The following is a 432-nucleotide window of genomic DNA, read 5'->3' on the forward strand; positions in this document are numbered from 1 at the left end:
GCCCCAGGTGCCACCCCAGTCGGCCGCGCTTTCGCCGGAGGAGCCGGCAGCAGCGTTCTGCTGGCCGGCCGCATCGGAGGGGACCTGCACACCGGCGTCCTGCCTGCCGCCGTCTCGCGGATTCCCGAACACCGACGACGGGACGGTCGGACGGCTGGAATCGTTGGCGGATGCCGGAGCCGAAGGCGGCTGGGCGGAAGACGCCTGGGCCTCGGCTGCGGCCGCGGCGCCGTTCCCATCCGGAGATCCGGAGGATGCCGCCGTCACAGGTGCCGTACCCCCGGAGCCAGCGGGAGCTCCGCCGTCGTGCTGTTGGGCAGGCTGGCCTGAAGTTGGGGGGTTGTTGGCGGCGGGGGCGGCGGGACCCTGCTGGTCTTCGCGGGGCCAGTCGGTGGTGCTCACCCGCGGGGGAGTGAGGCGCTCGGCGTCCGG

Annotated in this window: 1 pseudogene; it reads right to left on the reverse strand. The window is 74.5% G+C overall.

The window, feature by feature from the left end:
* Positions 1–402 (reverse strand): annotated as a pseudogene (locus AC5RUJ_RS18445) (hypothetical protein); the annotation flags it as partial.
* Positions 403–432: the final 30 nt, after the last annotated feature.

The sequence above is a fragment of the Arthrobacter sp. Y3223164 genome (genome assembly GCF_059091005.1).